Here is a 22721-nt window from a genome sequence, read left to right on the forward strand (position 1 = left end):
GTGATCTTCATCCCCATGATCGTGGTCAGAATGACCCCGATCCGTTACAATCTCTCCTCCTCCTACACACCCTGCAAGCACAAGGCACACAACACACAGAATGATTACAGAACGTTTCACCCCATCGCCTCCCACAAATAGGCAACGTTGATCAGAGATGCAAAGCTCATCCATGCGATATACGGCCAAACCAACATTGAAGCAACCCGGCTAACATCATAAACCAACATCGCATAATATGCGGTAAATGCGATCATGCCAAGGAGCATAATTAATGATACGGCGTAGGATGCAGAATTGAACACCTGTGGCCATAACAAGTTCAATGTCAACTGAGCTATGAATAATCCAAAAACAAGATTTGAATTTTCCAACCCCTCTCTGCTGATCCAAGCGAGAGAAACACTGACTCCCATGCAGATGTACAGGAACGTCCATACCGGCCCAATAACCCAACTAGGAGGTTGAAACCATGGACTATATTCAGAATCAAACGTCATTCTAAGCCACTTCCGCTACAAAAATTGGAATCATTCGATCTGTTTTATCTTGGTAGTCTTGGTATGGGGGATATGCTTCTACCCCTAGCCCCCACAATCTCTGGTATTCTTCTTCGTCTTCGACCTCTCTAACTGTCATAGAATACACTTGAGTTTTATCTCTAACTTCTACATTCGGATCCGCTTTCAAGTTATGGTACCAGTGAGGATTCACTGGCCTGCCCCCCTTCGACGCTATGAGGACATATCGATCCCCATCCATCACTTTCATTAGTGGAGTTTTTCTAATTGCTCCTGTTTTGTGACCGGTATTAGTGACAATAATTACTGGCAAATCCGTGTCTCTTAAATTCGTTCCTTCAGTCCCCCCGCTCCCTTCATATAACTCAACTTGATCTGCCACCCACTCCCACGTACTGGGGATATATTTGCTCATGTCCTCCTTCAAAGACATCTCATTCTATAAGTTCTACGATTGTGTCTTGGGCATAACATTCTGGACAGAGTTTGTCCCCTTGCGCTGGCTCATCAAACACAGCGCTACACAGACCACATTGAAACTTCTTCGCAGAGCCTCCTGTTGCTTCTCCTTTCTTTTTATTCCATCCTATGGGCATGGCGCTAGCTAGCATACGCCACACACGGTTATAGTTTGCGCACCACTGATACTTAGAAGATATTTATCATATACTATGATCTTACACGTATCATGGATTCATTATATTCTATGCTTGCGTTAGACGAGGCGGAACAAACCCCTGGAAAATCAGGGACCCCTCGTGTCGTCTTGACCGACCAATTAGATCTGCAAGAAACCAGATCCAGTGTGTGGTACATTTCGCCCGGGCAACAAACAACCTATCACACTCAGGCGACACAAGAGGAACTTTATTTTCAAATACAAGGCCCAGGACAAATACAACTTGGAGATGAGCTCATCGCTGTCCCTGAACGATCTGTAATAAAAGTTCCCCCCGCTACCCCTCGACGTTTATTTAATGAAAGCAATCAGCAACATGTCTGGCTAGTCGTAGGTGCCCCTCCTGTAGAAAATGACGGTCGCCCGATCCAATAGCACATAGCAAGAAATAATATTTTTACATCTCACCGAATTAATGGGGCAACTCTCGTCCCGATCAAATCAATAGAATGTAATAACTTTTCATGTGATAATCCCGCATTTACCATTTGGAATGTGAATCTAGAAATTCCACCAAGGGCTTCACTGTGCCTTAGTATCTTGGCAGCCACTTCTTCCGGATCTCCTATTAAAAAAGCCCCATCAGGTCCATTCTGAGCATCAAATCTATCTCTAGTCACAGGTGGCCATCCCCTTTCTTTTCCAATTCTGGTAAACACTTCTGCATAACCTGGGTAGTACTCTTCAACAGCTTGTTCAGATGTTTCTGCAACATATCCCAATGAATGTACTCCGACCTTCAACTTTTCCGGTGAGTGACCTGCCCTTTCTCCTGCTTCCTTGTACAAGTCTACCAGTGGGCGGAACCGACCTGTTTCTCCTCCGATTATTGCAATCATTAGCGGCAACCCTAGAACTCCTGCACGAACAAACGACGAAGGTGTTCCCCCTACTCCTAACCATATTGGAAGTGGATCCTGAATTGGCCTTGGATATATCGATTGATTAATTAGAGAAGGTCTAAATTTTCCCGACCAATTGACAGTTTCATTTTCACGAATCGATAGAAGTAATTCTATTTTTTCTGAAAAAAGTTCGTCATAATCTTCAAATCCAAATCCAAACAAAGGAAATGCTTCTCCAAATGAACCTCTCCCCACAACCATTTCCGCACGCCCTTTTGAGATTAGATCTAGTGTAGCAAAATTTTGAAATACTCGAACTGGGTCTGCTGCGCTTAACACTGTAACTGCACTCGTTAGACGAATGCGTTTAGTACGAGCCGCTGCTGCAGAGAGAATAACTACATTTGCAGAATCCAGAAACTCTTTCCGATGATGTTCTCCTACCCCAAACACGTCAAGTCCAACCTTATCTGCATATTCTATCCGTTCTAGTAACTCTTCAAGAGAATCTCTGCCACTAGTCTCTCCCAGTCCCCCACTTGGATTTGCCGCAGCAAAACTATCAACCCCGACTTCAATCATGCACTATCACTCTCTCCCCAACTAAAAAATATAAAGTTAACTACTTTTTTCCTCGACCGCTACTACGTCTAAAGTCCCTGTCATCTCTTCATGATACGTACAGTGATAATCGTATGTACCTGCCTGAGTAAACGTCCACATCCATTGTTCTCCCGGCCCAATTGGTCCAGAGTCAAAGTCCCCTGTATCTGAAGTAACTGTGTGTGGTTTGTCGTCGTTGTTGGTCCATGTAACCTGCGGGCACGGGAAGCAACCTCCCCTAAACCCCTCTACCCATTCTACAGTTAATACCTGCGGACCAAATGCCATATCTTTGATGGCTATATTATCGCCACTATCTTTTCCTTGATCAAAATTCGGTGTGGTACTATCCATATACACCGAATCTGCCATCCCTGTCACATCGGTATCACGTGGATTCTCTCCACTTCCTCCTGAACACCCTGCAAGAACGAGACACAGGACACAAAGCAAAACCAATACTGGGATTTTATTCATTCTTTTATAACCTCGACTACCTCTATAGTCCCCCTGTCACCAGAATCAGACTGGTACTCATATGTACCGGGTTGAATAAATGTCCACGACCACTGGCTTCCCGGAGCGATTTCTGGGGATCTAAACATAGTGGCAGGATTGGAAGCTTCCCCTTCATCTAGAGACGTAATTGTGTGTGGCTTGTCATCACTGTTGACCCATATCACCTGTGGACATGGGTTGCAACCACCTTGATAACCCCCCGATCCTCCCGTTACGAGATATCCCACGGTAAACGTTTGTGGACTAAATCCACTACTGTCAATAGAAATATCTGGAATATTTACTTCCACTTCCACGCCGGTGTCCATGTACACTGAAGGCTGAGTTCCATGGGTTGTGGCATCTGTTGCTGCCGTCCCGCCACCACCCGAACACCCTGCAAGAACAAGACACAGGACCCCAAGAAATACCAATACGGGGGTTTTCTTATTTCGCCCGTTCATATCTCCCTCCTAGTGAAAATGCTATTGTGACTAACACCGCTGCCCCAATTGTCGCCATTAGTGAAGTTTGGGTACTCATCGGACTAGTAAATGTCCCGATTGCTGCTACTGCAATCAACGCATAAAGACCAAAACACGCTATGTTTTGGTCTTTATTCTTACCTATTAAATTATTCAGTATTCCCATACTGGATAGCGTAAGGGCTCCTTGGTATATATACTGGTGTCCCTTTCACTCCAAAAATTGCCCCTATTTTAGGAGTATTCGTCTGGGAATAGAAGTGTTGGGCCTGCAGCCACTAGTATAAACACAATTGAATACCCGAGTGCCAGTGCAGCAGGCATTTCCACACCTTGGGCCGGCATGATAACTGCAAGCCAATACATCGCACCTAGCCAGTTTGCAGATATTGCATAGAGTGCTCCCACTCTCTTTTTCTGATAAAGTAGGTATGCAGAGTACAATATTACAATTGACACGCCTATTCCAAATATTCCAACTCCAATAGGTTCTGATGCAAGAGTTAATGTTATCTGTGACCCATCAGGAAGTGTCATTGAATTTCCCAATATTGCAGGGATCCAGGAACCCCAGAATGTCATTACTTGATCTAACACGAGTGCACCTAGACTAAACCAGTATGCAACTAAGAATTTGTTAAACGGGCTTAACCCGAGTTCGGCTAATGTTTTATTTGCCATACTGGCCAGGTAAATCCCTAAAAAGGATAAATGTTACTGCGTTTTTAAACTAAACAGATAGAAAAACTAAAAACCTCTTTTAAATATTCACGTATCGTAACACTGCCTACATGCTCGAATTATACCAAGCAGAAAACTGTCCGTGGTGCGTTTTAGTGCGCGATAAGCTAATGGAACTGGGCATTTCATATATAGTTCACAACCCCCGCCTAACGTCCAATCGAGGGAGAACAGTCACTAACCAACAATCCTATGATTCAATGATGAAAATTGGTGGAGTTGACCAAGTTCCTTTTTTAGTCGATCCCGAAGCAGATACTTTTTTATATGAAAGTTCTGACATCATCGCATATCTCGATGAACACTATGGCAGTTAAAAAATTACCTTCTCAAGAATGGGATTATCCTCACCGAGTAACTACACCTGCCTATCGTGCAATCCAATCTATGTATCAAGATGTCTTGGGTGAGGACGAACTTGATCAATTATTATCTAATATGGAACATGGACGTGGATCCTTTTACTCTGTTATCATGTTGGGACGTCTCCTAGAACATGAAATAACCACCTCTAACGATCCCAAAAAAAGATCTAAAATGATAGATGATTATTTCTCTAAAATGCCCTCTGAATTTACAATAGATTATTATCTAACTTTTGTCAATTCTAAAGACCACTAGACAGCCTTTATATCGCTCCCAGTAAGACCCATATTATGGTGTCTTTCACCAACCCTATAAAAGCCAGTGCCCACTGCGACGGACCGTGTGGAGTTTACGACCCGGCCAGTGCACGAATAGCAGCAGAAGCCGTACAGTCAATGACAACTAAAATGTTGGCTTTAGAACATCCCGATTCTTCCAACACGGCCGCAATGGCTGGATTTCTAAACACGATGAGTAGGTATGCCTCTATAAAAGAAGAGCAAGCCCATCTAACGAAAAGTGAATTATTGGTTCTCTGGACTGATTATTTCAAACCCGAACACCTAGAAGCCAACCCAAACTTACATGATCTTTTCTGGAGAGCCACTAAACTCTGTAGCGCCTGTAAAGTAGAAGTAAGTCCCTCTCACGCACAAGATCTCATGGACATAATAGAAGAAATTCATAATGTCTTTTGGGCAACCAAAGGGCGTGAGGTTCCGTGGATCCGAGCAAGCTAGACGGCCCATTCCAAGTCCTTGTTAGTGGCTCTAGTATGTGGCCCACGTTGAGCGATGGTGACAGAGTAATATGCGATCCTCTGGCCTATTCACGTTCCAGACCCAAGGTCGGAGATGTAGTCCTCGTACAACACCCGTTCCATTCTAATTTGCTCATTATCAAAAGAATTTTTGAGCTCCAAGGTGAGGGGGAATTTTCACTCACAGGGGACAACCCCGACCCAACTAGTAGTGATGATAGTCATAATTTTGGCCCAGTTCCAAAATCTGCCATTCTTGGAAAAATAATAATCAATTAGTCGATAATTTCCTCCATCCAACCTAGTGAGGTTCATTATCTACTGTACCAAACCCTAATTCATAGGTACCATTCCATGTATACACTCTGGGGGCACATTTTTGAATAAAATTGACCGCTCAATTCTAAAGTTCGTCGTGATGGCCCATGCAACCGTGCACATATTCGAACTTTCTATTCCCATTTTTGTCGCCATCTGGCTCTTCGAATTCAATACCACCCCTGCCATCATTGGCCTCACCGTTACTGTAGGGTATGGTCTATTTGGCCTGGGTTCTCTTCCTAGTGGAATTCTCGCAGATCACATTAGTTCTAAAAAATTGATTTTACTATGTTTACTTGGCATGGCATCATCGTTCTATTTATTAAGTATATCTTCAAGTTTGATCACCATCGCATTGGCATTATTTTTATGGGGGACTGCCGCTAGTATCTATCACCCAACCGGACTTTCTCTAATCAGTAGAAAGGTCAAATCTATAGGCACCGTTTATGCCTATCATGGTATTGCAGGCAATATAGGAACTGCATTCGGCCCCCTTGCAACCCTATTTTTATTATATTATTTTGATTGGAGGTACGTAGCATCAATTCTGGCCACTCTCTCCTTATTGGTTGCCATCCTTTCATCTCAAATAAAAATTGAAGATACATTTTCAGGCTCTCTTGACACCAAAACCCTTGCATCAAGTGATACTCTAAAACAAACCTCTCATAATATTAAGTCCCTTCTTGCCGGTGTTTTTTTACTAATATTTGTGTTAGTTGTTTCTTATGGATTTTACTATCGAAGTATATTGACATTCCTCCCTGTGGTGCTATCCATTCTCCAAACTGATCCCATTTCATTCATTGGATTTTCTTTTGATTCTTCTGACTATTTCTACGCCGGAATCCTAATCGTCGGGGCACTGGGTCAATATGTGGCAGGAAAAATTTCGGACCGTTTCAAACCCGAATTACCCCTTCTTATTGGCTACTTCACTCTTGCATTATTGGCCTTTCTTTTCTTACCCGCAGTCAAATCTGGAATAATAATTTTCGCCATATTTGGGATCGCATTGGGATTTTCCCTTTTCTACATCCAACCCTTACAAGCCACTTTGATCGGTCTCCACACCCCTGAAAAAACACGGGGATTGTCGTTTGGAATTACTTTTACAGGTGTTTATGGAATAGGTGCACTTGGAGCCGCAGCCGCGGGTGTAATTTTAACATATTCTAGCCCTTTAGCCCTTTTCACCACACTCGCCGTGGTAATGTTATTCGCATCCTCTCTCATTTATTTGATAAAAAAATCTACATACCCCGATCTTCTCGCTTGATGTCTCGACCGGAAAGAAGTAGTACTCTCGACCCATCTTTTTTTCAATGAATCGCGCTGATAGAAGCTTTGCACTTATGCTTAGTTTCGCCCATGGGCTTGACCACTTCACTAGGAGACTCATCCCACCTCTCATACCAATATGGGCATTCCTTTTTGGAACTCCCCTTTGGCAAATCGCACTCATACCTGCACTATTACTATTCGGAAGTGCCATCTTTCACATACCCGCTGGTATCATCTCCGATTCACGCGATCGAAGATACTTATTACCTTTTGGAACTGGACTTCTCGGATTGAGTTATCTGTTATTTACCTTTGCCGCATTCAGTTCGTTTCTAGATTTCACCACTGATATTCTCGGATATCCCTTCAATTCCCGATTATTAGTAATGATGCTGGCTATGTTCCTTGGAGGAATGGGGACTAGTGTTTTACACCCCACTGGACTTCCTCTTCTTACCTCAAATATTTCCCCAGAACTCAAAGGAAGGGCATACGGGATGTGGAATAGTGCAGCCAAATTTGGAGATGGACTTGGACCTGCCGTTTTGGGTATATTGCTATTGTATATGGATTGGCCTTTAATTTTCATATTCTTCGGATTAGTCCACATCATCTATGCGATTTTCTTATTCGCTGCGTTGGGTAACTATGACACTTCCCCTCCTATCTTTTCAGAAGATGTTGCACTTGGATCTTCAAATGTTTGGAAATCAGATCCTCGGGTTTATACATATCCTCTCATAGCAGTGTTGGCTTTCATCTCCATCAAGGGCGTAGGGGACGATGGATTGGGAACTTTCATTCCGACCTTTATCGTCGAATTATATGGCTACACGTTCGAAATTTTTGGAACTGTCATCACGTCTACTTCAACCGCCAGTTTATATTATGCAGCGACCCTACTATCTGCAGCATTTTTCTCTCTTTGGTGCGGCCAACTTGTTGACAAATACGACCCAAGAACTGTATTAATAGTATTTGCTATAATCGGAGTGGTTCCCATTTTTGCCCTTGCTTTCGTCGATTTATCTCCTATGGCACTACTTTTAATTTTAATGCTACTTGGAGCTTCCATCTGGGGGGCAGCCCCCGCCAGAGATGCTCTTATCAGCGCAATAGCTCCTCCTGAAATGGAGGGTAGGACATTTGCCTATCTATGGACTGGAGCCCTATTGTTTGGCTCTGTATCTCCCATAATCGTAGGGTATGTTGGAGATATCGGTGGACTCCGAACTGCCTTCGCAATTATAGCCGTTTTCATTGCTCTATCCGCCCTCCCGCTCTTTTTGTTATACAGTAAGAACATATATCTACCCCCTGAACCCTAGTTTTTAACAGAAAATTCTCATATGAAATATAATTCTTCTAATTTTGCATTATTAATGGCTTTTACCCACGGAACAGACCATTTCGCTCGCCGAATGATACCTCCTCTTATTCCTCTCTGGGCGTTTTTTTTCGGCGCACCACTTTGGCAAATTGCTCTTCTCCCTGCAATACAAATATTCAGTACCGGATTATTCCAAATACCCTCTGGAATCGTCGCGGATTCTAGTGATCGGAGAATTTTACTACCCTTGGCATTTGGCACACATGGTGTTACTTATGTACTATTTGCCATTGGGGCAACAAGTTCTGTTTTGGCTTTTGAAGTCCCCCTTTTTGGACATCTATTCGATTGTCGACTCTTAGTGATGATGCTTGCTATGTTCTTGTCTGGTGCAGGGTCTAGTCTATTGCACCCCGCCGGATATCCTCTTATCACGGCAAACATACCTGCAGAATCCAAAGGAAGAGCATACGGCCTTTGGGGGAGTTCTGCAAAATTTGGAGATGGACTTGGACCTGCTGCCTTAGGATTTTTAGTAATCTACTGGGATTGGCCCCTAATTTTCATTGGCCTCGGTATATTTTTACTTGTTTACGCATTCTTTTTATTTTCTATTTTGAAAGAGTATGACACGCTACCTACTTCCTCTAAAAAGTCTACTTCCAAATCCTCTAGCTTCTGGAAATCCGACCCCCGTTCTTATGTCTTCCCCATCCTAGCCATCCTGGCATACTTTTCGATTCGTGGAATCACAGCCGATGGTATTGGAGCTCTTTTCCCAGCCTTTATTGATGAATTGTATGGTTATACATTCGAAATCTTTGGTACCGTTGTCACTTCTACCTCCACTGCAAGTTGGTACTTTTCAGTACTCCTAATTTCTGCAGGATTAAGCCAATTAATAGTTGGAAAACTCGTAGATATGTACGACTCTAGAGTAATACTATTGGCTTGTGTTTTAACAGGAGCAATTTCAATTGCAACTCTGGCAGTAGTCGAACTCTCTCCCTCTAATCTACTTTTAGTCTCAATAGCAATCGGAGCAACTTTGTGGGCTTCTGCACCTGCAAGAGATGCTCTTATCAATTCAATAGCACCCCCCGATCGAGAAGGGAGAACATTTGCCTATCTATGGACTGGTGCGTTGGTACTTGGTGCCGCATCTCCTGTTATCATAGGATATATTGGTGACATTGCTGGACTGAGAACTGGATTTTTATATTTAGTATTTGTCCTTCTCATATCTGGGATACCCATTGCACTACTTTACAGCAAACGCATCTACATGCCTTCTTCAAATCAAGACTAATACTGCACCCATCTACCCTCTCTGCATAAACCCGATCTGTTTTACATATGGGCGTACTTATTCTCTATATGTTCGAAGCAGTACGTGTCACACCTATTGGCACTTCTACGCTATCCCGCATGGCAGCCACTGCTTCTGATTATGGCTTCAGTGGGATCATAGCCCGGAATCTTCCCAATGAACTGTCTAATTCAAATTTACAAACAATTTCGGATACATTTAACATAGAAATTTTCTCTGGAATTGAACTCTCTGAGAAAAACCAGTCCACTCTGAGTGGCCATATAGGTGGAAATCGAAATAAAACTCCATTATTGTGCATCCGTGGTGGCGAAACTTCTCTCAACCTTTTTGCTAGTAAACAAAAGAATCTCGATGTTCTCTGTCACCCACTCGGAACTCAAAAAAATATTAGCCATGTTATGGTGAAGGAAGCGAAAAAAAACAACGTCCGGATAGAAATAAATTTCAGTGAAATCCTCCGCGAAAGTGGGAAGAACAGGATCAAATCTCTCAATCGTCTCAGAAAACAATGGGATATTATCTCTGCATACAACGCACCCTTTGTGGTTAGTTCTGACCCATCATCTCACCTTGAATTACGCTCCCCTCTCGAACTCATGTCCGTGGGCAGTTTGATCGGAATGGAACCTGAAGATGTTGAAACAGGCCTTTTGGAATGGGGCACTATCATCTCCAGAAACCTCGATAACCTCTCCGGAAAATATGCTGATCTAGGAGTGATGCGTGGAAAGTATGGTGATTCCAATTGAAACCTCTCCCAAAACACCTCCGACCGCGTTACCGGTATATCGTAGTCTCGATAGAATCTTGGCCAACTGCCAAATTCGACAAACGTTCATTTCAACATGCACTATGGACTTCTACGAGCAGATTGTTCGGCGATGCCGGCGCGAATGCTGCAGATTTATCTCTTATTCAATTTAAATTTTCAAATGGTTCGGGATGGGGGATAATCAGAACCCGTAGAGATGCTTTATCTATAGCAAGACCAAGTATAACTTGCATTTCAAAAATAAACGAATCCCCTGTTGGAATTCTCATTCGAGGAGTCAGTGGAACCATCAAAAGTTGTCAGGAAAAATATCTCTCAGAATCCTCGGAACCCGTTCTTTCTGGAGAACTACTTTTTGATACAAAAATATCTCCTTCCTTTACCAGGGGTCACTGTATCGATATCCAAACCGATACTGACTTTATTGGGGCAACCCATCTGGATGTTACTTAAGTGATATAGCATGCATGGCCAAGCACAACAACAAGCATACGATAGGGGAATCACAATATTCTCTCCCGATGGCAGGCTCTACCAAGTAGAGTATGCCCGAGAGGCTGTTAAAAGAGGGTCTCCTAGTATTGGTATTAGAACCTCTGATGGGATCGTATTGGCAGCGGATACTTCTACACGCCAACCCCTTCAAGAACGCTCTTCAGTGGAAAAAATCCACAAAGCAGATGACCATATTGGAATTGCATCCGCCGGACATGTCGCGGACGCAAGACAGCTAATTGATTTTGCACGCCAAATGGCCCAGATAAACCGTTTGCGATATCAAGAACCAATTGGGGCTGAAGCATTAGCTAAATTTGTCACTGACCACATTCAACAATATACTCAAATAGGAGGTGCAAGACCATTTGGATCTTCTCTAATTATTGGAGGAATTGAAGATGGTTCTCCCCGTTTATTCGAAACAGATCCTTCTGGAACCCCTTATGAATGGAAAGCAGTATCTATTGGATCTGATAGGTCAAAAATAAAGACATTTTTGGAAGAAAATTACTCTTCAGATCTATCCTTGGAAAATGGTATTGAACTCGCTCTGAAAGCATTGGCAGAAGTCAATGAGGATGGACTGGACGCCGAAGGAGTTGGAATGGCTACCATTCCTACCGAAACCGCCCTTTTTGCTCCTGTAGATGCCAAAGAAGTAGCGAAATATATCAAAAAACTAAAACTCGTTCCAAAACCGAATAAAGACGATAAAAAATAGATCTTTTTTGTTTTACGGCTTCTAACGCACTTTTTACCTAAGCGTCCCCATATCTCTTTATGATCTCGCTAGACCAAGCAGTCATCGCACGTCTAGAAAAATCTGGGTCACGTTTTGAAGTCCTCGTTGACCCCGACGCAGCCCTATTGATATCTTCTGGAGATTTTGATGGAAACATCGAAGACGTGATCGCAGCACAGGATGTATTTGAAGATGTCTCTCGCGGCGATCGACCAGCAGAAGAAAACCTACTAAAGGTATTCAACACAACCGATCCTCTCGCCATCATCCCCGAAGTCATACGGCTAGGTGATATCCAAATCACCGCTGAACAACGCCGGGAAATGCAAGCGCAAAAACACCGGAAACTTATTACTATAATCACTCGGAATGCCATCAATCCCCAGATGAATAATGCCCCTCATCCTCCCGCTAGAATTGAAGCCGCACTCGATCAAGCCGGTTTTCGCGTTGACCCATTAAAACCTGTTGAAAATCAGGTTGGGGACGCACTCGATGCGCTCCGACCCCTGATACCCATTCGATTTGAAGAAATATCCATTGCCGTTCGATTTCCATCCATGTACGCTGGGAAAGCACAAGCACAAATTCGAGCATTTGGCACTCTCGAAAAAGAAGAGTGGCAAAATGATGGATCTTGGATCGGTGTTGTTAGATTCCCTGCCGGAATGCAAGATGAATTCTACAATTTAGCGAACGGCTTGTCACAAGGTGAAGCAGAAACTAGAATCATAACAAATAAAAATTAATTTATTTTATATTTTCTCACCGCTCATCCATATTTAAATCCCAAAAGAAAACCACCCATAAAACCTGCTCCTATGGATAGTGTAGATATTATTGAAACCAGCCAAGAAGGGGGTGCACTAGCAACTGCAACATCCCCAATTCCTAAAAATGAATTTCCAATTTTATCCCAATCAACTTGAATCACACCTCTAGACTCTAAAAGTCTAAACAATACTATTTCTATCCCTATTATTACTGCAATTAATTTTGCCATTTTTTTAGCTGTAAAGCCTATGATCGCCCCGATAACCGCACCGATTCCCAAATCCCGTCCTAATTGTTGGATTTCAATTTCCACAGAATCACGTTTATCCTCCTTGGATAAATACTATCTCAGTCCCCTTTCACTTTCTCTATAACTTCTATTTGTCCAATCGAGGTAGTGGGATATTTTCCATTCTCATCTTTCTCAATAGACTTGACCATGTCCCATATTGTGTTCAAACCTATACTCAACCCCACGAGCGCCTCCATCTCACATCCAGTCTTCCCAAATGTCTCGACCTCGACTTCCATAATAACTTTCTCTTTCTCCACTGAAAATTTTACTTCAATTCCATTTATGTCTATTTGATGACAAAGTGGGATTATTTCCCATGTATGTTTAACCGCATCAATTGCCCCAACCCTCGCAACAGATAATACATTTCCTTTAGCCACTGAATCTTTCTCAATAGCAGCTATAGTAGAAGCTTTCAATCTAATTTCACCTCTAGCTTTTGCTTTTCTCATAACGTCTTTCTTATTTCCAATATTTACCATATTGGCATCTCCTTTGTGATCAATGTGAGTCAGTTTTTCATTCATATTTTTCCTCCTAATGCCGTTGGAATATGTGGAAGCAAATCTGTAGGTAATATTCCATATCCTCCTTTCTCCTCTACAGCAAGATCTCCCGATTTACCCACTACGTATGCCGCTATTGTTGCTGCTGTTAAACTCTCCTGCGTACAAAACAATGCCCCCACCACCCCTGCAAGTATGTCCCCTGTCCCACCCACTGTCATTCCTGAATTTCCCGTTTGGTTGACACGAGTATCTTTTCCATTTGAGATTATATCTCTGTCCCCTTTTACAACGACCACGTGACCCAACTCTTCAGTAAACTTTTCCACAATTTCCATTCTTTCACTCAATCCATCCACAAGATCTGGCCCTCCCATCTCTATAAACTCACCTGCATGCGGTGTACAAATGATTTCCGCTGAAGCCTCGAGACCCTGAATGACTTTAAGAGCATCAGCATCCACAACTACTTTCCCATCGCACTTTTCCAAAAATAATTTTATTGCCGTTTTAGTTTTTCCATCGTTCCCCAATCCTGGACCAATAACTACGACGTCCATCTCCCTTGATTTTTCTATCAATTTATCTATATGTTCTGGCAATAATACTTCGCCATCAAACGGTTCAACTATTATGTCCGGCGTATATCCTTGAACCTCATCCGATATTGAAGACGGAACTGCTACATATGCAAGATCCGCTCCTGCCCTCAATGCCCCCAATGAACACAATAGGGGTGCTCCGGTGTATGGCCCTCCCCCTATCACCATCACACGTCCAAAGTCTCCTTTATGCTTTTCCTTCGGGCGTTTCAATGGGAGGAGATCTCCTGGCCCAACAAAAATACTAGCTGCCTTTGGAATTCCAATATCTGCAATAATTACATTCTCATGCTCCTTTATCCCTGGTTTTAAATCATGAAATGTTACTATTAAGTCGGCATCAACTGAAATCCCCACACTTCCTTTATCTGCATCAATACCTGAAGGAACATCCACCGAGACCACAGTTGAATCTGCTTCATTTAGCATCTCAATTATAGACCGGTCTGGTTCTCTAACAGGGCCAGTTATCCCTGTCCCTAGCAATCCATCCACTATAATATCCGGATCTTCCAATTTGAATTCTGAGATATCCCTTATAACTTGAGTATCGTATCCATACGTCTGCAGCACTTCCCAATTTTCCCGGGCAGCTGACCCTGTTATCAATTCTGGCCTACCTATTAAATAAATTTTTACCTTGAACTCTTCAAGAAAACGAGCAGAAACAAATGCATCTCCTCCATTGTTCCCCCTACCTCCTATGATCGCTATTTTTGCCCCCTCCTCTGCAATTTTTTTAACTGCTTGTGCAACCGCATGACCACTGGACTCCATTAGTTGCTTCTGAGAAACGCCTAGCTCAGCAGCATTTAGATCCACCATTGCCATCTTCTTCGCAGTTATCATCACATATTCCTTATACCGGCAGCGCGTTAAATCCTCCTTTATATCCTCTCTTGATGATTTTCTAATCTCCTACAGCTACTATGTTACTGGTCCTGCCAGCTTCATGACGTAGGTAATGAAAAATGTATGTCTGTACATACCCTGCATATGGTCCAAATTCATTTCTTACCGCCTGGGACATATCCTGATATGATTTATGGTCACAATTCGGATAGTGAGTTTTAATCGTAGATCTAATCCACGTATCGAGAGGAACTGCTTCTAGATGTCCTAGGGAAAATAAACAAATACAATCTGCAACTTTCTGACCAACGCCCCTCAACTCAGTTAATTTCTCTCTATTTTGCTCATAATCTTCCATGAAATAATCAACCCCATCTGGGTCTTCTTTTAACATTTTTGCAGTCTCTATCACGTATGGAGCTCTGTATCCAAACCCCATCTCACGCAAATCTGATTCATCCAAACCTGCGAGCACCTCTACTTTTGGATATTCATAGTAATCCTTTCCTTCAAATCTAACCTTCTCTCCATATTTTCTCCGAAGTCTTTGTTGCATTCCAAATATCCTTTCAACCTTCATTTGTGAAGAACAAATAAATGAAACAACACATGGGAAAAATGGATCCCGAACAATCCTCATACCCTTGTATGTTGAATAAGCAGATTCTACGAGTGAATCTTCAATGCCCATTTTCATTATCTGATCCAAATCATCATCTAACCCCAAAATCCTCCTGATAACTCCATCCACATCTGATGTGGACCTCCATTCTAATTGGTCTTCCACTTGTCTCAAACGTACCACCCTTCCCTCAATTACAGAACTGTACCACGCACCCCCTCCACTGAGGCCAGAACCCCGGTAATCCTCCCCATCATCACGATCCCAAAGATACGTCTGACCACTTTCTAGGGTGGCTTGTAGATCTAGTCCACCTGATAAGGAACTATTCAAAATAACACCCGAATCCATCTTATGTTATTACTCTTATTTTTACATAAGGATTATTCTTTCCGACTAAGTATTCCAAACTCCTCCTCAAATCATATAGCTAACATTCTTCTACTTTGATCACGTGCCACACTAGATATGGATTATGCTGTTACTCTTGAAGCCGCAGTGCCGGTATACAATGTTGAAACTCCTAATGAAGCCGTTCGAATCGCAATATCTAAAACTGGAGATATGCTCAACCCCGATCTCAAATATGTTGAAATAACTGCAGTAAATAGAACTTGTCCAAACTGCGGTGACTCGCATGAACCTGCATTCATAGCAGCCAACGACGGTTTAGTAGCTCTAGAATTAGAAATGATTGTTTTCAATGCAGAAGGTGAGGAACACGCTTTGAGAATCGCGCGAAAAGAGATAGGACAAAAACTACGAAATATACCTCTAAAAATACTCAATATTGTTGTACACGAGAAATCCGAAGAAGGATACGGTCAAGAATAGCTCTAAATCAGGGTCAACTTCTGTTAAAATGATATAATACGTGATTATATTGTAATCTGTTCTACTTCTTCTCCCGGCGCAAGAGAAGCACAAATTCCTTTCGCCAATGTGAATACTGCATTTTTATGATCCGTTTTAGATTGATGTATTGATGTAGGTCGAATTTCTTGTTCTTCATACTCGTGTACATCAAACGAAACGTCGTGGTTTTCCTTGCAATATATAGGCACTTCTGCGAGAAGACCATGTAAATGTATAAGCTCTTGTTTTTTCATATCTTTTCAAAGTTATTTATGTTTTGAGAGGATATAAGCTAATTCTGACCCCCGTTAGCATGGGACTCAATATATGAAAGGCTTCATATCGATAGGCCGATTCTAACCAGACATGTCTAATTATGAGGATCTATTGACCCAAGCATTCGAAACAATGCCCGAAGTTGTTTCTACCCATTCTCGATGGAATTTACCCGACCCCGTGGTCCGACCAGAAGGAAATGTCACTGTATATGAAAATTTCAAGAATACAGTTGAGGTTTTGAACCGGGAAGCAGATTTAGTCCTCAAATTCCTTCAAAATGAATTTGGAACCAGTGCGAATATCGACGAGACGGGCCGCGCAAGACTGACTGGATCCTTTTCAACCGACCGTGTCTCGTTGGTCATTAAGTCCTTCTCTAAAACCTATGTTATTTGTCCTGATTGTGGTCTCCCTGATACAAAACTTCAAGAAAAAAATAACTCCCTGATGATCCATTGCGAAGGCTGCGGGATTCTATCGAAAATAGAGTAAATTTTTCAATTTTAAATAAATTTAAGCGGCCGTTCCTGCCTCAGCAGACTCTAGTAGTTCCTTGTACCTGTTCCTAATCGTGACTTCACTAACATCTGTCACTTCACTCACTTCTGACTGAGTTACTTTCTCATTTGTTAGCAATGCCGCTGCATAAATGGCAGCAGCAGCAAGCCCAACTGGACTCTTCCCACTATGCAATCCATCTTTCTTCGCAGCCTGGAGTAATTCTCTCGCCCTTCTTTCTGCCTCTTCAGAAAGATTTAGTTCAGATGTAAATCTTGGGAGGTAACTCACGGGATCTGCTGGCTGAACTTCCAATCCCAATTGACGTACAATATATCGATAAGTTCGGGTAAGTTCCATCTTATCAACCCGACTGACATCCGAAATTTCATCTAAACTTCTAGGCGTTCCGGTCTGCCTCGCGGATGCATATAACGCTGCAGTGGCTACTCCTTCTATGGATCTACCTGGAAGCAAATCATCGTTTAGTGCTCTGCGATATATCACAGATGCCATTTCTCTTACATTTTCTGGAAGGCCGAGAGCCGACGCCATTCTATCGATTTCTCCCAGTGCTTGTTTCAGATTTCTTTCCTTTGAATTCCGCGTTCTAAATCTCTCATTCCATCTTCGCAATCGCTGCATTTTCTCCCTTTGACGCGGCGAAAGGGATTTTCCATATGCATCTTTGTCTTGCCACCCAATGTTGGTTGAAAGACCCTTGTCATGCATCATGGTGGTCGTCGGTGCTCCGACCCTCGATTTTCTATCCCGTTCCTGCGGATTGAATGCTCGCCATTCTGGACCTGGATCAATTCTATCTTCTTCTGTAACTAGGCCACAATCTTCACAGATGACCTCTGCCCTTTCTTCATCGTTTACCAACCTACCTCCACATTCAGAACATACACCTTCTTCTACTTCATTTTCAGTCTCTTTTTCTTCTTTTTCGAATTCTCGAATACGTGTGTCAGTCATGTTATTTATAAAGGAAAAATACGGGGTCAAATTCTTCCACTTGACAGTCCTTATTTTTGCTCTTATAACCAGTCATTAATATGTATAGCTTTTAAATCTTTCGGTGCTGCTGCTATTTTATGAAATATAAGCTTACTGGTAGTTGTTGAGTTTATCTCACCATTCTAACTCTCAAATAGTAAACAAACCTGTGCCCTCTGGAACTGCAAAAAGCCCAAAACGAACGCCTGAATCTAGCCATCCATACCCATATGAAAATGCAGCTAGTGCATTGACATAATCCCCTTTTTTGTGGAAATTTTGCCCATCACTTAGGTAGGCCCGTACCATCTCCATACATTCATCCGCCGAGGCTGACAATGATGAAGACTCTTGTGGCGCCATCTTCACGATATCTAGCGCAGAAGAAAGCATCCTCTCATACCTTTCCGTTTTTTCCACGAGATCTGCACTCATAGTCATACAAGGACTTCGAAACTGTAATTATTTTTTCTATTCTCTCTTACTATTCTAAAATTTAAGTCGAAAGTGGTTTCCTCCACCATTCCTGATTATACACATTGACCCCAAAACCCATCTCCTCTGGTCCTCTTTCCGAGGAAATTGAACATCGAGAACTTATCATTGCTGGGGCTGGCATTGCTGGCCTTTCTGCAGCGATCTACTCAGCACGGGCCAAAAACGATCCCCTAGTAATCGAAGGTCCCGAACCCGGCGGCCAACTAACTCTCACAACCGAAGTTGAAAACTACCCTGGCTTTCCAGACGCAATTACTGGCCCTGAACTAATAAGCCGAATGAAAACCCAGGCTATCAAATTTGGAGCCAAAACACGATACGGGACTATAGTCACTATCGATGATACAACCCACCCTTTCCAAGTAGGGCTATCTGATGGGACTTTTCTCACCTCTGACGCGTTTATAGTTGCCAGTGGAGCGAGTGCCCGCACCCTATGTGTCCCTGGAGAGGATGAGCTGATGGGGTATGGTGTATCCACCTGTGCAACCTGTGATGGGGCATTCTTTAAAGATGAAGATATGCTCGTTGTCGGAGGTGGGGATGCTGCAATGGAAGAAGCACACTTCCTAACAAAGTTTGCAAATAAAGTGTATATAGCGCACCGGCGAGATTCCTTCCGTGCAGAAAAATACTGGATTGACCGAATCATGAAAAAAGTCGAATCCGGCGATATTTCTATCCTTTGGAATACTGAGATTTCACAGATCAATGGTACTCCCGATGAAGGCATTTCAACCATCGATCTTATTCACCATGCTGATGGAAATCCCTCCAGTAGAAAAACCGAGCCTGGGTTTGAGAATTCCACTCTTAATGTCGGCGCTTTGTTCATCGCAATTGGTCATATTCCAAATACAGATTATCTACGTCCAACTGCTGTTGAATTAGACCCCGAAGGATATCTCCTAACACAAGGTGGGTCTGGATCTGGAAAGACACACACCGCGGTCCCTGGAATTTTCGGAGCCGGAGACGTTGTGGATTCTCACTACCAACAAGCAATAACTGCAGGTTCTATGGGCGTCCAAGCAGCGTTGGATGCAGGAGTATATCTGGATGATCTATTCGATCGATAGCATTTATTTTATTTATTGAGTATTTTCTTAAAATACAACACGACACCCTCGTCACTTTCTTGCACTTTCATCAGCGAAAAACGTGGAAATCTATCTACAAAACCCTCTCCGTCAGCTAGTGTAGGGGCACCTCTTCCTCCAATAATCATGGGTGCGATATATACTGTTAGTTCATCCACGAGATCTTTTTCTATCAATGTAAAAATAAGCTCTCCCCCTCCTTCGACTAGTATGTTTTTAATCCCTTCCTCTTTGAGTAATGTCATGGCATTTTCCATGTCCACTCGTTTCTCTCCCGAAACTATCGTCGTTACACCCAGTCCGTTTAACTCTTGAATTCTTTCCTCTTCTGCCGCCCCGCTCAATAAGATGATCGTACGTGCGTCCTTTCCCATTACTTGGGCATTATTTGGAGTTCTCCCTAATGAATCAACGAGTATCCTAGCCGGATGTGCAGACTCGCCCCCATCTCTCCTATTCGAACTCAACTTTTCATCGTGTATCAGCAGTTTGGGATCGTCTGCCAAAATTGTTTGTACTCCCACCATAACCGCATCACATTGCGCACGTAACAAATCAACACGATCAAAATCAGACGGTCCACTTATTACCAATTGTTCTCGGAGACTAGATGCTATTTTTCCATCTATGCTCATCGCAACGTTCACCGTGATGCGCATGATTAACGTTCAAGTGCCACAGGAAAAACGTCTTCGGTACTATTTCTATTTTCCACCATCCTACTCGACTATGGCAAATCCAAACCATTATCATATTGCCCATTCGAAATTTTCATAGTGGAAAATTTATTAAAAAAATCCAGAGGAATTTTTGCTTCTGGTTCTTTTCTGGTGCTACTCACCGTTGGATTGGGACAATTCCTACGTTTTGGTGTAGATGTCATTTTCCCCGTTTTACTTCCTTATATAAAACTGGAATTTTCCATCGGAAACACGGTAGCAGGACTTTTGCTCAGCTCGTTAGCAGCTTCGAAGGCATTAAGCCAATTCCCCGGTGGTATTTTTGCAGATACATTCGGCGAACGGGTAGCACTGACGTCAAGTCTGATCGTGGCATCTTTCGGCCTCATCATCATTTTTTTCTCTAGCTCTTTATTAGCATTGGTAGTTGGAATGCTATTATTTGGCCTTGGATCTGGGCTTTTTGGCACTTCACGAGTCACCATTCTTGTACAACTTTATCCTAAATTACAGGCCACAGTTATCGGAATTACTAATGCACTGGGGGCTATTGGGAATTCCATTCTTCCACCTCTCGCACTCTTAGTATTCTTAGCTTACCAAAACACCGCATTTGGTTGGCGCATAGGGATCGGTTTTGCAATCCCACTCTTCCTTCTCATTGCAATGGTACTCTGGATCACAGTCCCTCCCTACTCCAAAACTCATACCTCCCCCCCGCCAACTTCCCTCTCCGGCATTTTTTCTAAAATCTACCAAGCCCTGAGCAAGCCAGCAATACTTCTCATTACATTTTCTATGATCTCTATGTCTGTTGTTTACCAAGGATTCACCTCCTTTTTTCCCACTTATTTAATCTCTATAAAAGGAATCGACGAGTCAACCACTGCGGGGCTATTTAGTATTTTTTTCATCGGTGGGCTGCTGATCCAACCCCTTCTTGGATGGGTCTCCGATAAACGTGGATTTTTCCAACCCTTGATCTTCACCACCCTTCTAACAGCCTTTGGACTGCTACTTTTGCCTATTTCAAATGGCATATTTTCTATAGCTCTCATCGTAGCCGTTATTAGTTTACAATTGGGATTCTGGCCAACAATCACCACGTATGATGTATCTTTGCTACCAAACGAAGCACAAGGATCTAGCCTAGGTCTTCAAAGAACCACTTTTCTTTTATCTGGGGCAATAGGCCCAGTCATCGTAGGATTCATGGCCGATTCGAACCTATTCAATGAAGCTTATTACGTATTGAGTGCGTGCGCAATCATTAGTACATTAACTTGCATTGTTCTTTATCATCTGAGAACAACTTCTCAATAATTTTAAATAATCAATCATTCTTTCCACTTGTTTTTAAATCCCCAATCAACTCGTGAGCAAGCTCTCCAAATTCATCCTCTTGAAACACAAATAATCTCCCATTTGCGGATTTAAAATCAACACAAATTTCAATTGAATGACCTTCCTTTTGAGCCGTAATTCCTTCAAAAATTTCGACCGATTTTCCCGAAGGAACTAGATACTTTCCCACCCCTGTTGACTCAAGAATTTTGTGGTCCGTTTTTAACTCGTCCACATATACAATTTCTCCCCTCCCCTTCTGTATACTTATAACGTGAACATCCTTTCCAGGCTGACACCGAATACATTTTTCTATTTTATGAGGTTTACTTGCATATTTCACAGTTCTCCCATCTAAATATTCTATGTTTATGCCCTCAGATGCTATCTCTGCATTCAATTTTACAGGATGAACTTCTGTTGTTAATGCCATTATTTTTCCAATAACCTCTCCGTATACTTGGCTAATATATCAACTTCAATGTTTACCACATCTCCCAATCTTCGTTTACATAATATCGTCTCTGAGTATGTCGTTGGGATAATTGCAACTGTGAGTCTTTCTTTATTTATATCTGCAATTGTTAAACTAATCCCATCTATTGTAATTGACCCTTTTTTTACCATATATTTACCAAACCCCTCTGGTATTATGAATCCATATTCCCAATCCTCTCCAATCTGGTTGATTTCAATTATTTCCGTCGTGGTATCAACGTGACCCTGCACAATGTGGCCATCAAACCTCCCCTCGCATGGCATAGCCCTCTCTAAATTAACAAAAGAACCTTCTCGCAATTCTTTGAGATTACTGCAATTTAGTGTTTCTGCCGATAAGAATGCCACAAAACCATTCTCATTGTGGGACTCAACCGTCAAACAAACTCCCGAAACACAAACACTAACTCCATCCTTCAACGTATCCCCCCATGCCACTTTAATCTCCACTCTGAGCCCCTCACTACTTTCTTCCACCATCGAAATTTCACCAACCGTTTCTACTATCCCTGTAAACATATCATATAACCTACGGTGT

The 22721-nt window shown here is 42.5% G+C and carries 34 protein-coding genes; 16 read left to right on the forward strand and 18 right to left on the reverse strand.

Annotation, left to right across the window (positions count from 1 at the left end; translation table 11 throughout):
• Nucleotides 1–116: 116 nt before the first annotated feature.
• From ACM9H2_RS01000 to ACM9H2_RS01010, 3 genes are read right to left on the reverse strand one after another with little or no spacing between them, the layout of a single operon-like run.
• Nucleotides 117–500 carry a TspO/MBR family protein gene (locus ACM9H2_RS01000; protein WP_415487282.1) on the reverse strand — a complete coding sequence of 128 codons (384 nt, stop codon included), beginning with the start codon at nt 498–500 and terminating at the stop codon, nt 117–119.
• A gap of 1 nt (nt 501) precedes the next feature.
• Nucleotides 502–936, reverse strand: coding sequence for a nitroreductase family deazaflavin-dependent oxidoreductase (locus tag ACM9H2_RS01005; protein WP_415487284.1), 435 nt, complete (start codon nt 934–936; stop codon nt 502–504).
• Between the two features lie 19 nt (nt 937–955).
• Complete coding sequence (locus ACM9H2_RS01010) at nt 956–1132, reverse strand: hypothetical protein (protein ID WP_415487286.1); 177 nt, start codon at nt 1130–1132, stop codon at nt 956–958.
• Nucleotides 1133–1209: 77 nt separating this feature from the next.
• Here ACM9H2_RS01010 and ACM9H2_RS01015 point away from each other — a divergent pair, with 77 nt between their 5' ends.
• Nucleotides 1210–1575 (forward strand): cupin domain-containing protein, encoded by a 366-nt coding sequence (locus tag ACM9H2_RS01015; protein WP_415487288.1) that lies wholly within the window; start codon nt 1210–1212, stop codon nt 1573–1575.
• A 29-nt stretch (nt 1576–1604) separates the two neighbouring features.
• Here the strand turns inward: ACM9H2_RS01015 and ACM9H2_RS01020 are convergent, their stop codons facing one another.
• From ACM9H2_RS01020 to ACM9H2_RS01040, 5 genes are all read right to left on the reverse strand, one after another.
• Nucleotides 1605–2624, reverse strand: a complete 1020-nt coding sequence (locus ACM9H2_RS01020) for an LLM class flavin-dependent oxidoreductase (RefSeq protein WP_415487645.1) — start codon at nt 2622–2624, stop codon at nt 1605–1607.
• 39 nt (nt 2625–2663) lie between these two features.
• Nucleotides 2664–3125, reverse strand: a complete 462-nt coding sequence (locus ACM9H2_RS01025; protein ID WP_415487290.1) for a plastocyanin/azurin family copper-binding protein — start codon at nt 3123–3125, stop codon at nt 2664–2666.
• Complete coding sequence (locus tag ACM9H2_RS01030) at nt 3122–3610, reverse strand: hypothetical protein (RefSeq protein WP_415487292.1); 489 nt, start codon at nt 3608–3610, stop codon at nt 3122–3124. The genes ACM9H2_RS01025 and ACM9H2_RS01030 overlap by 4 nt, the downstream gene beginning before the upstream one ends.
• On the reverse strand, nt 3594–3797 hold the full coding sequence (locus ACM9H2_RS01035) for a hypothetical protein (protein WP_415487294.1): 204 nt from the start codon (nt 3795–3797) through the stop codon (nt 3594–3596). Before ACM9H2_RS01035 ends, ACM9H2_RS01030 begins: the two co-directional genes overlap by 17 nt.
• A gap of 68 nt (nt 3798–3865) precedes the next feature.
• Nucleotides 3866–4312 carry a hypothetical protein gene (locus ACM9H2_RS01040; RefSeq protein ID WP_415487296.1) on the reverse strand — a complete coding sequence of 149 codons (447 nt, stop codon included), beginning with the start codon at nt 4310–4312 and terminating at the stop codon, nt 3866–3868.
• 110 nt (nt 4313–4422) lie between these two features.
• Between ACM9H2_RS01040 and ACM9H2_RS01045 the strand changes: the two genes are divergently transcribed.
• The 11 genes from ACM9H2_RS01045 to ACM9H2_RS01095 all read left to right on the forward strand — a co-directional run bounded on the left by ACM9H2_RS01045 (nt 4423) and on the right by ACM9H2_RS01095 (nt 12530).
• Entirely contained in the window at nt 4423–4689 is a 267-nt protein-coding gene (locus ACM9H2_RS01045) for a glutathione S-transferase N-terminal domain-containing protein (protein WP_415487298.1), read from the forward strand.
• The gene (locus ACM9H2_RS01050; RefSeq protein ID WP_415487300.1) at nt 4679–4993 is read left to right on the forward strand and encodes a hypothetical protein; all 315 of its coding nucleotides are present in this window, start codon (nt 4679–4681) and stop codon (nt 4991–4993) included. Before ACM9H2_RS01045 ends, ACM9H2_RS01050 begins: the two co-directional genes overlap by 11 nt.
• A 35-nt stretch (nt 4994–5028) precedes the next feature.
• The gene (gene sodN / locus ACM9H2_RS01055; protein ID WP_415487302.1) at nt 5029–5478 is read left to right on the forward strand and encodes a superoxide dismutase, Ni; all 450 of its coding nucleotides are present in this window, start codon (nt 5029–5031) and stop codon (nt 5476–5478) included.
• On the forward strand, nt 5460–5777 hold the full coding sequence (sodX, locus tag ACM9H2_RS01060) for a nickel-type superoxide dismutase maturation protease (protein WP_415487304.1): 318 nt from the start codon (nt 5460–5462) through the stop codon (nt 5775–5777). The genes sodN and sodX overlap by 19 nt, the downstream gene beginning before the upstream one ends.
• A 139-nt stretch (nt 5778–5916) precedes the next feature.
• On the forward strand, nt 5917–7101 hold the full coding sequence (locus ACM9H2_RS01065) for an MFS transporter (protein WP_415487306.1): 1185 nt from the start codon (nt 5917–5919) through the stop codon (nt 7099–7101).
• A 46-nt stretch (nt 7102–7147) separates the two neighbouring features.
• Nucleotides 7148–8434: an MFS transporter gene (locus tag ACM9H2_RS01070; RefSeq protein WP_415487308.1), complete on the forward strand. Its 1287-nt coding sequence runs from the start codon at nt 7148–7150 to the stop codon at nt 8432–8434.
• A 21-nt stretch (nt 8435–8455) separates the two neighbouring features.
• Nucleotides 8456–9745: an MFS transporter gene (locus ACM9H2_RS01075; RefSeq protein WP_415487310.1), complete on the forward strand. Its 1290-nt coding sequence runs from the start codon at nt 8456–8458 to the stop codon at nt 9743–9745.
• A 68-nt stretch (nt 9746–9813) separates the two neighbouring features.
• On the forward strand, nt 9814–10518 hold the full coding sequence (locus tag ACM9H2_RS01080; RefSeq protein WP_415487312.1) for an RNase P subunit p30 family protein: 705 nt from the start codon (nt 9814–9816) through the stop codon (nt 10516–10518).
• Nucleotides 10515–10994 carry an Rpp14/Pop5 family protein gene (locus ACM9H2_RS01085; protein ID WP_415487314.1) on the forward strand — a complete coding sequence of 160 codons (480 nt, stop codon included), beginning with the start codon at nt 10515–10517 and terminating at the stop codon, nt 10992–10994. Before ACM9H2_RS01080 ends, ACM9H2_RS01085 begins: the two co-directional genes overlap by 4 nt.
• Nucleotides 10995–11004: 10 nt before the next feature.
• Entirely contained in the window at nt 11005–11760 is a 756-nt protein-coding gene (gene psmA / locus ACM9H2_RS01090) for an archaeal proteasome endopeptidase complex subunit alpha (protein ID WP_415487316.1), read from the forward strand.
• Nucleotides 11761–11819: 59 nt separating this feature from the next.
• Nucleotides 11820–12530, forward strand: a complete 711-nt coding sequence (locus tag ACM9H2_RS01095) for a ribosome assembly factor SBDS (RefSeq protein WP_415487318.1) — start codon at nt 11820–11822, stop codon at nt 12528–12530.
• Nucleotides 12531–12553: 23 nt separating this feature from the next.
• Here the strand turns inward: ACM9H2_RS01095 and ACM9H2_RS01100 are convergent, their stop codons facing one another.
• From ACM9H2_RS01100 to ACM9H2_RS01115, 4 genes are all read right to left on the reverse strand, one after another.
• Entirely contained in the window at nt 12554–12868 is a 315-nt protein-coding gene (locus tag ACM9H2_RS01100) for an FUN14 domain-containing protein (RefSeq protein WP_415487320.1), read from the reverse strand.
• Between the two features lie 35 nt (nt 12869–12903).
• Nucleotides 12904–13377 (reverse strand): cyclic pyranopterin monophosphate synthase MoaC, encoded by a 474-nt coding sequence (gene moaC / locus ACM9H2_RS01105; RefSeq protein WP_415487322.1) that lies wholly within the window; start codon nt 13375–13377, stop codon nt 12904–12906.
• Nucleotides 13374–14807 carry an NAD(P)H-hydrate dehydratase gene (locus ACM9H2_RS01110; protein WP_415487323.1) on the reverse strand — a complete coding sequence of 478 codons (1434 nt, stop codon included), beginning with the start codon at nt 14805–14807 and terminating at the stop codon, nt 13374–13376. The genes moaC and ACM9H2_RS01110 overlap by 4 nt, the downstream gene beginning before the upstream one ends.
• Nucleotides 14808–14868: 61 nt before the next feature.
• Nucleotides 14869–15783 (reverse strand): DNA-3-methyladenine glycosylase family protein, encoded by a 915-nt coding sequence (locus tag ACM9H2_RS01115; protein WP_415487325.1) that lies wholly within the window; start codon nt 15781–15783, stop codon nt 14869–14871.
• 117 nt (nt 15784–15900) lie between these two features.
• Between ACM9H2_RS01115 and ACM9H2_RS01120 the strand changes: the two genes are divergently transcribed.
• Complete coding sequence (locus ACM9H2_RS01120; protein ID WP_415487327.1) at nt 15901–16266, forward strand: DUF555 domain-containing protein; 366 nt, start codon at nt 15901–15903, stop codon at nt 16264–16266.
• 44 nt (nt 16267–16310) lie between these two features.
• On the opposite strand, the gene ACM9H2_RS01125 is transcribed toward ACM9H2_RS01120, so the two are convergent.
• Nucleotides 16311–16541 carry a UPF0058 family protein gene (locus ACM9H2_RS01125; RefSeq protein WP_415487329.1) on the reverse strand — a complete coding sequence of 77 codons (231 nt, stop codon included), beginning with the start codon at nt 16539–16541 and terminating at the stop codon, nt 16311–16313.
• Between the two features lie 112 nt (nt 16542–16653).
• On the opposite strand from ACM9H2_RS01125, the gene ACM9H2_RS01130 reads away from it, so the two are divergent.
• The gene (locus ACM9H2_RS01130; protein WP_415487331.1) at nt 16654–17058 is read left to right on the forward strand and encodes a translation initiation factor IF-2 subunit beta; all 405 of its coding nucleotides are present in this window, start codon (nt 16654–16656) and stop codon (nt 17056–17058) included.
• A gap of 21 nt (nt 17059–17079) precedes the next feature.
• Here the strand turns inward: ACM9H2_RS01130 and ACM9H2_RS01135 are convergent, their stop codons facing one another.
• Together ACM9H2_RS01135 and ACM9H2_RS01140 are read right to left on the reverse strand one after the other, a co-directional pair.
• Nucleotides 17080–18042: a transcription initiation factor IIB gene (locus ACM9H2_RS01135; RefSeq protein ID WP_415487333.1), complete on the reverse strand. Its 963-nt coding sequence runs from the start codon at nt 18040–18042 to the stop codon at nt 17080–17082.
• Between the two features lie 171 nt (nt 18043–18213).
• On the reverse strand, nt 18214–18498 hold the full coding sequence (locus ACM9H2_RS01140) for a DUF357 domain-containing protein (protein WP_415487335.1): 285 nt from the start codon (nt 18496–18498) through the stop codon (nt 18214–18216).
• A gap of 104 nt (nt 18499–18602) precedes the next feature.
• Here ACM9H2_RS01140 and ACM9H2_RS01145 point away from each other — a divergent pair, with 104 nt between their 5' ends.
• On the forward strand, nt 18603–19640 hold the full coding sequence (locus tag ACM9H2_RS01145) for an NAD(P)/FAD-dependent oxidoreductase (RefSeq protein ID WP_415487337.1): 1038 nt from the start codon (nt 18603–18605) through the stop codon (nt 19638–19640).
• A gap of 8 nt (nt 19641–19648) precedes the next feature.
• Here the strand turns inward: ACM9H2_RS01145 and ACM9H2_RS01150 are convergent, their stop codons facing one another.
• Nucleotides 19649–20320, reverse strand: a complete 672-nt coding sequence (locus ACM9H2_RS01150) for a 2,5-diamino-6-(ribosylamino)-4(3H)-pyrimidinone 5'-phosphate reductase (RefSeq protein WP_415487339.1) — start codon at nt 20318–20320, stop codon at nt 19649–19651.
• 117 nt (nt 20321–20437) lie between these two features.
• Here ACM9H2_RS01150 and ACM9H2_RS01155 point away from each other — a divergent pair, with 117 nt between their 5' ends.
• On the forward strand, nt 20438–21664 hold the full coding sequence (locus ACM9H2_RS01155; protein WP_415487341.1) for an MFS transporter: 1227 nt from the start codon (nt 20438–20440) through the stop codon (nt 21662–21664).
• Nucleotides 21665–21674: 10 nt separating this feature from the next.
• On the opposite strand, the gene ACM9H2_RS01160 is transcribed toward ACM9H2_RS01155, so the two are convergent.
• Together ACM9H2_RS01160 and ACM9H2_RS01165 are read right to left on the reverse strand one after the other, a co-directional pair.
• On the reverse strand, nt 21675–22118 hold the full coding sequence (locus ACM9H2_RS01160; RefSeq protein WP_415487343.1) for a DUF5796 family protein: 444 nt from the start codon (nt 22116–22118) through the stop codon (nt 21675–21677).
• Nucleotides 22118–22702 (reverse strand): riboflavin synthase, encoded by a 585-nt coding sequence (locus tag ACM9H2_RS01165; protein WP_415487345.1) that lies wholly within the window; start codon nt 22700–22702, stop codon nt 22118–22120. Before ACM9H2_RS01165 ends, ACM9H2_RS01160 begins: the two co-directional genes overlap by 1 nt.
• Between the last annotated feature and the right edge of the window lie 19 nt (nt 22703–22721).

Origin of the sequence: Candidatus Hikarchaeum yamanae, assembly GCF_009889665.1 — an archaeon.
GTDB lineage: Archaea > Halobacteriota > Halobacteria > Halobacteriales > Hikarchaeaceae > Hikarchaeum > Hikarchaeum yamanae.